Here is a 6,006-nt window from a genome sequence, read left to right on the forward strand (position 1 = left end):
ATGGAGCCGCTGCTCGCCTGCCTGGTCGGTCTGCTCTTCGCCGCCGCTCTCTACCTGATGCTCTCCGGCGTTCTGATCAAGTTCGTCTTCGGCCTGGCCCTGATCGGCAACGGCATCAACCTGCTCATCTTCGCCGCCGGCAGGCTTGAGCTCCAGCAGCCGCCGTTGATCCACCCCGGCTCTGAAATCCTGTCGCATCCGGTTGCCAACGCGCTGCCCCAGGCGATGATCCTGACCGCCATCGTCATCGGCTTTGCTATGGTCACCTTTCTGCTGGTGCTCCTCTATCGAACCTATGCCTATACCGGCACCCTGGATGCCGACGAGGCGCCGTTCCAGGAAGAGTGGCGCGAAGACGACTCCTGCCCGGAACCGCTGATCCGGACCCAGCAGGACATCAAGCGGTTGCGGCGGGAGAGCGAGTTATGAACCAGCTGCTCATCCTGCCGATCCTGCTGCCCCTGGCGACCGCCATCCTGGCGGCCCTGGCCCGGGACCGGCCGCGCGCCGCCCAGGGGATCGCGCTCGCAGGGGCCGCGCTGCACCTGGCGGGATGTGCAACCCTGTTTATCCTGATTGTCCGGATTGGCGTCACAGCGCTCTGGCTCGGCAACTGGCCGGCACCGTTCGGCATCTGCCTGGTGGCCGATTACCTGAGCGTGATCATGGTGCTCATTACCGCCACCATCCACACCGCGGTAACCGTCTATGCCTGCCGCGACATCACCGCTGAGCAGGTCAGCAGCGGTTTTCATTCGCTGCTCGGCATCCTCACCGGTGCTATCTGCGGCGCCTTTCTCACCGGTGATCTGTTCAATCTCTACGTCTGGTTCGAGGTCATGCTGATGGCATCCTTCGGCCTGCTGGTCATGGGCCACCGCCCTTGCCAGCTCACCGGTGCGGTCAAATACGTGACCATCAACCTGGTTTCGACCCTGTTGTTCATTACCGCCATCGGACTGATCTACGGGCTGACCGGCACTCTGAACATGGCCGACCTGCACGGCAAGATCGCCCTGGTTGGCGACGACGCGCTGCTGACCGCGGCGGCCATGCTGCTGATGGTCGCCTTTGCCATTAAAGCGGCGCTCTTTCCGCTCTTTTTCTGGCTGCCCGCTTCATATCATACCGTACCGGTGGCGGTGTCGGCCTATTTTGCCGGCATGCTCAGCAAGGTCGGCATCTACGCGCTGCTGCGCCTGTTCACTCTGGTATTCAGCTCCACCGCCGCCATCACCCACAGCACGCTGGCCGTAATCGCCGGCCTGACCATGCTCTTCGGCGTGATCGGCGCGGCCACCCAGATGGAGGTGCGGCGCATCCTCTCGTTTCATATCATCAGCCAGGTCGGCTACATGGCTCTCGGCATCGCGCTGCTGACGCCGCTGGCGCTGGCCGGCGCCATCGTCTACCTGGTCCATCACATTATCGTCAAGGCCAATCTGTTTCTGGTCAGCGGCCTGATCCGGCAGGGGGGCGGCACCCTGCACCTGCCGCGGATCGGCGGCTTCTACAGCCGGCACGGCCTGGTCACCATCGCCTTTTTCATCCCGGCCTTTGCGTTGGCCGGCTTTCCGCCACTCTCCGGGTTCTGGGCAAAACTGGTGATCATCAAGGCCGCGCTTGAAATCCAGCACTACACCCTGGCCATCGTCGCCGCGCTGGTCGGCCTGCTGACCGTGCTGTCAATGGCCAAGATCTGGACCGAAGTCTTCTGGAAGCCGGCTCCGGCCGTACAGCACGAGCAAAAGACCGACGTTCGGTTCTCCCCGTGGCTGCTGGCCCCGGTGCTCGTGCTGGCCCTGACCACGGTACTGCTCGGATTGGCCATGGAACCGTTGCTGCAGTTCGCCCTGACCGCCGCCGATCAGCTCCTCGATCCGCGTGACTATGTCCGGGCCGTTCTCGGAGGGACGCCATGAGCCTGTTCGCCCTCAATATCGGCTTTGCCGTAGTATTCACCACCCTGCTCGGCCGGGGAACTATTCCGAGCTTCCTGTTTGGCTTCTTCGTCGGTTACCTTGCCCTCTGGCTTTCCCAGCCGCTCTACCACGACACCCGGTATTTCAAGAAACTGCCCAAGGCCATCAACCTGATCGGCTTTTTCCTGAAGGAACTGGCCATCTCCAACCTCAAGGTGTTGTGGGACATCATCACCCCCGGCCACATCAACCGGCCCGGGATTATCGGTGTGCCGCTGACGGCATGTTCCGACCTTGAGATCTTTCTGGTGGCCAACCTGGTCTCTTTAACTCCCGGCACACTCAGCGTCGATGTATCCCAGGACAGGAAAATCCTCTATGTCCATATCATGTTCCTCGACGATGTCGAACAGGCCCGCCGGGACATCAAGAACGGCCTGGAAAAGCGCGTCCTGGAGGTGTTACGCTCATGATCGATACCGCAGCGTTTCTCGAGTTCAGCGGCCAGGCGGCCCTGCTGGTGCTGCTGGCAGGCATGGTCCTGGTCATGTGGCGCTTGGCGGCCGGGCCGACGGCGGCCGACCGGGTTATCGCACTGGACCTGCTGTCCCTGCTGGTGGTCGCCTTTCTCGTCGCCCTCTCCATCCACACCGGGGAGACCAGTTACCTCGACGTGGCCATCGCCTACGCCTGCATCGCTTTTCTCGGCACCATTGCCCTGGCCCGCTTCCTTCAGCGGGTGGCGCACCGCACCGTCAGGAAGAAGACACAGGAGAGGACCAATGACTGAGATCCTCACGTCTCTCTTGCTGCTGCTGGGTTCTTTCCTTTGCCTGATGGCCGCGCTCGGCATCGTCCGGCTCCCCGACGCGCTGACCCGGATGCATGCGGCGACCAAGGCCGGCACCCTCGGGGTCGGCCTGCTGGTCGTTGCCGAAGTCGTTTGCTACCACGATCTGGGCATCTCTCTGCGCGCCGCCACCATCATCTTTCTGCTGCTGCTGACGACCCCGGTGGCCGCCCACCTGATCGGCCGCGCCTCCTATCTGAGTGGAGTGCAACTGTCCAGCCGCACCTGGATCGACGAACTCGGTGCATCACTGGAAAATGAAAACCGTGCAGAAACCGCCGGAGAAAACGAGAAGCAGCCAAAAGCTGACCAAACGCAATGATCCGACAACCGGTCCCGGCACAGCATCGTTGTCTTGACCACAGTTTTCCGCGCTGCCGATTCGCCTCGCGGAACCCCTGGTAATCCGGAAAAGCGAAGAATAATGGTCATCAATAGAGAATTGTGGAGGAAAAACCATGCTACTCACATCCAATGACGGCGGCTGGAGTCCCTATCTGGCCGGAGCCCTGCTCGGCATACTGGCCATTGTCTCGGTACTGGCAACCACCCAGCTACTCGGCAAAACCACCTATCTCGGCGCCTCGACTACGTTTGTGCGCGCCGCCGGGTTTCTCGAACAGGCGGTAACGGAGCGCGACCTATCGGAAAACGCGTATTTCACCAAAACCAAGATCAAGGTGGACTGGCAGTTTATGCTGGTGGTCGGTATTTTTTTCGGGGCGTTTATCTCATCGGTCACCGACCGCAGCTTTCGCTTCGAGATGGTGCCCCCGATCTGGCGCAAACGCTTCGGGCCATCGATCGGTAAGCGGGCCATTGGCGCGTTTTTCGGCGGCATCGTCGCGATGATCGGCGCCCGGCTGGCCGACGGCTGTCCGAGCGGCCACGGCCTCAGCGGCATGATGCAATTGTCGGTCAGCGGTCTGGTGGCACTGGTCATGTTCTTTGTCGTCGGCGTGCTGGTCGCCGCCTTTGTCTACAACAGGAGATCATCATGAACCTACTGAATACCGAACAGTGGCTTGGCCTGGCAACCGGCATTCTCTTTGGCTTTCTGCTTCAGAAAGGGCGGGTTCTCCGTTTTGACAAACAGATCGGGGCGCTGCTGCTGCAGGATATGACCATCCTCAAGTTCATGCTCTCCTCGATTCTGGTCGGCATGGTCGGCATCCTCGGCCTGAGTGAGCTGGGCATCATCACGCTCAGCCACAAACCGATGAATGTCGGAGCGGTGCTCGTCGGCGGCACCCTGTTCGGGGCCGGCTGGGCGGTCATGGGATTCTGCCCGGGCACCTCCGTCGGAGCACTCGGCGAAGGGCGCTGGCACGCCCTGTTCGCCATCGCCGGCATGGTCGTCGGCGCGGCCATCTACGCCGAGATCTACCCGCTGCTGCAGACAACGGTGCTCACCTGGCAGGATTATGGCAAGATCGGCCTGCCCCAGGCTCTCGGACTGTCCACCTGGCTGGTTGTCGCCGCTTTCTGGGGGGTGACGCTGCTTCTGTTCCTGCTGTTCGAGAAGAGGGGTCTCTAGCGGCTCGTCCCGACAAGAGCGTTTGCGGCGAAGGCTCCCGGCAAAGCGGCGTATCCGCTATTGGTCACATGCCGGGTGCCCTGCCGGAGTGATGCACGTGATCGGGATTTATTGTGCCTTGTCAACCGGGGCACTCGATTCTTCAGCGGTTCGATCCAGCAGAATCCCGATGGCCTCTTCAAGGGCGGAATTGAAGGCTTCCGGACGATTCATCATCAGGAAATGGTCGGCGCCCTCGATAACAATGGCCTCGAACGACTGCATGTGCCTCCGATTGGCCTCGTAATCGATCGGCCACAGATCGCCATTAACCGTCACGACGGGGAGCCTGACATCATCGAACAACCGCGCTGTTTCTCCGGTAATGTATTGGGTCATCATCTCCCGGATGGCACTCAGAGCAACAACGGACGGCGCGGCCGCCATGTCCGACAGGATCCATTCCCGCAACGGCTCATCCGTCTGCACGGATAGCATCTGGGAAACGAACTGCCGAACACCGGGGACAAAATCCTGTTCCAACGGCGCCACCATCGCGTCAAGCTCGACTTCAGTCAGAGGATATTCAATGTTTTCCAGCGTATCCACCCCAATAAGGCCGAGCACCCGCCCCGGCACCAACCGGGCGGCTTCGACAATTACCGAACCCCCCATGGAATGACCGATCAGAATAGCCTCACCGATCCCTTCTGCCTCCATGACGGCATGAACATCCTCGCCAAACGACTTCATGCTATAGGTTTTCCGGCTTGAACCGGAATGTCCGTGACCGGCGAGATCAAGAGCGATGACCCGGTGTCGTTCGGCAAATGAGGCAATTTGTTCACGCCAGTAGCGTGCATCGCAGTTCCAGCCGTGTACCAGCACAAGCGCAGGTAATCCGACTCCGTACGACTCATAGGAAATCGGCGTTCCGTCCCGGGAAACGGTAATCTTAGGCCAATCCGTCTCCCTGGCAACCAGAATTACCGGTAACGCCAACAGGATAAAGGTGAGAGCCAGTGCCGCGCAAATTCTCGACCCTGTTTTACCTGAGTCATCCCTTCTTTTCGTGTGAACTGCACTTATCACCTGCATAATCCCTCAAAGAGAAAGCTTGGTTTTACCGCTTTTTTCCGTATCCATACCTCACTGGTCCGAAAGTATGATATCCCCATGACATCTCTGGCCGGCTTGCCGGTAAATTTGTCCGCAAAGAATTTTTGTCCCGGGAAGCACATCGACCGGCGAATTAGAATCAACGATGATATATCATCATGCACTTACAAGCGAGTGTAAAAATCAGGACGTCAGGTTCGGTAGCGAGGATCCCATCAAGTATCTGTAGTATCCTGCGAGGTAAAGGGGACGGACCGTAAAGACCGTAAAGGGGACGCCCATAAAATTATAACTTTTATCAGTAGTGTCCGGTTAAGAGCCAAACGACTCGGTGTAACATCTTGTATTAATATAGCATTCACGGCAAAATGACCATAATCGACTTGAAATCTGATCCCTTTCTAGGGAAATTCTTCGGCAAAACCCTGGAGGGGGGCGCACATGTTTGCCGGACAATTGATTTTCAAGCAGGTTATGGAGTTCATGCCATTGCCAACCTTTCGTCGGTGTGTAGCCAAATACCAAGGAGAGCGCAGGGTAAGAAGGTTCTCCTGTCTCGATCAATTCTTGTGCATGGCCTTTGCCCAAATCACCTACCG

The 6,006-nt window shown here is 59.2% G+C and carries 9 protein-coding genes; 8 read left to right on the forward strand and 1 reads right to left on the reverse strand.

The annotated features are described in order from the left end of the window. The 7 genes from BUC26_RS16410 to BUC26_RS16440 all read left to right on the forward strand — a co-directional run bounded on the left by BUC26_RS16410 (nucleotide 1) and on the right by BUC26_RS16440 (nucleotide 4,309). Entirely contained in the window at nucleotides 1-429 is a 429-nt protein-coding gene (locus BUC26_RS16410) for an NADH-quinone oxidoreductase subunit K (protein ID WP_073377712.1), read from the forward strand. After that, nucleotides 426-1,922, forward strand: coding sequence for a proton-conducting transporter transmembrane domain-containing protein (locus BUC26_RS16415; RefSeq protein ID WP_073377713.1), 1,497 nt, complete (start codon nucleotides 426-428; stop codon nucleotides 1,920-1,922). Before BUC26_RS16410 ends, BUC26_RS16415 begins: the two co-directional genes overlap by 4 nt. Further along, nucleotides 1,919-2,395 (forward strand): Na+/H+ antiporter subunit E, encoded by a 477-nt coding sequence (locus BUC26_RS16420; RefSeq protein WP_073377715.1) that lies wholly within the window; start codon nucleotides 1,919-1,921, stop codon nucleotides 2,393-2,395. Before BUC26_RS16415 ends, BUC26_RS16420 begins: the two co-directional genes overlap by 4 nt. After that, nucleotides 2,392-2,712 carry an MrpF/PhaF family protein gene (locus BUC26_RS16425; protein WP_073377716.1) on the forward strand — a complete coding sequence of 107 codons (321 nt, stop codon included), beginning with the start codon at nucleotides 2,392-2,394 and terminating at the stop codon, nucleotides 2,710-2,712. Before BUC26_RS16420 ends, BUC26_RS16425 begins: the two co-directional genes overlap by 4 nt. Further along, nucleotides 2,705-3,094, forward strand: coding sequence for a monovalent cation/H(+) antiporter subunit G (gene mnhG, locus BUC26_RS16430; RefSeq protein WP_073377717.1), 390 nt, complete (start codon nucleotides 2,705-2,707; stop codon nucleotides 3,092-3,094). The genes BUC26_RS16425 and mnhG overlap by 8 nt, the downstream gene beginning before the upstream one ends. Before the next feature lie 136 nt (nucleotides 3,095-3,230). Further along, nucleotides 3,231-3,773 (forward strand): YeeE/YedE thiosulfate transporter family protein, encoded by a 543-nt coding sequence (locus BUC26_RS16435; protein WP_073377719.1) that lies wholly within the window; start codon nucleotides 3,231-3,233, stop codon nucleotides 3,771-3,773. A gap of 5 nt (nucleotides 3,774-3,778) precedes the next feature. Beyond that, nucleotides 3,779-4,309 (forward strand): YeeE/YedE thiosulfate transporter family protein, encoded by a 531-nt coding sequence (locus BUC26_RS16440; RefSeq protein WP_084540718.1) that lies wholly within the window; start codon nucleotides 3,779-3,781, stop codon nucleotides 4,307-4,309. A gap of 108 nt (nucleotides 4,310-4,417) precedes the next feature. Here BUC26_RS16440 and BUC26_RS16445 read toward each other — a convergent pair whose 3' ends face one another. Continuing rightward, complete coding sequence (locus BUC26_RS16445) at nucleotides 4,418-5,386, reverse strand: alpha/beta fold hydrolase (RefSeq protein ID WP_073377721.1); 969 nt, start codon at nucleotides 5,384-5,386, stop codon at nucleotides 4,418-4,420. 462 nt (nucleotides 5,387-5,848) lie between these two features. Between BUC26_RS16445 and BUC26_RS16450 the strand changes: the two genes are divergently transcribed. Beyond that, nucleotides 5,849-6,006, forward strand: a 158-nt coding sequence (locus BUC26_RS16450; RefSeq protein WP_143166050.1) for a DUF4372 domain-containing protein, incomplete at its 3' end; no start/stop codon positions are given.

The organism is Desulfofustis glycolicus DSM 9705, assembly GCF_900130015.1.
GTDB lineage: Bacteria > Desulfobacterota > Desulfobulbia > Desulfobulbales > Desulfocapsaceae > Desulfofustis > Desulfofustis glycolicus.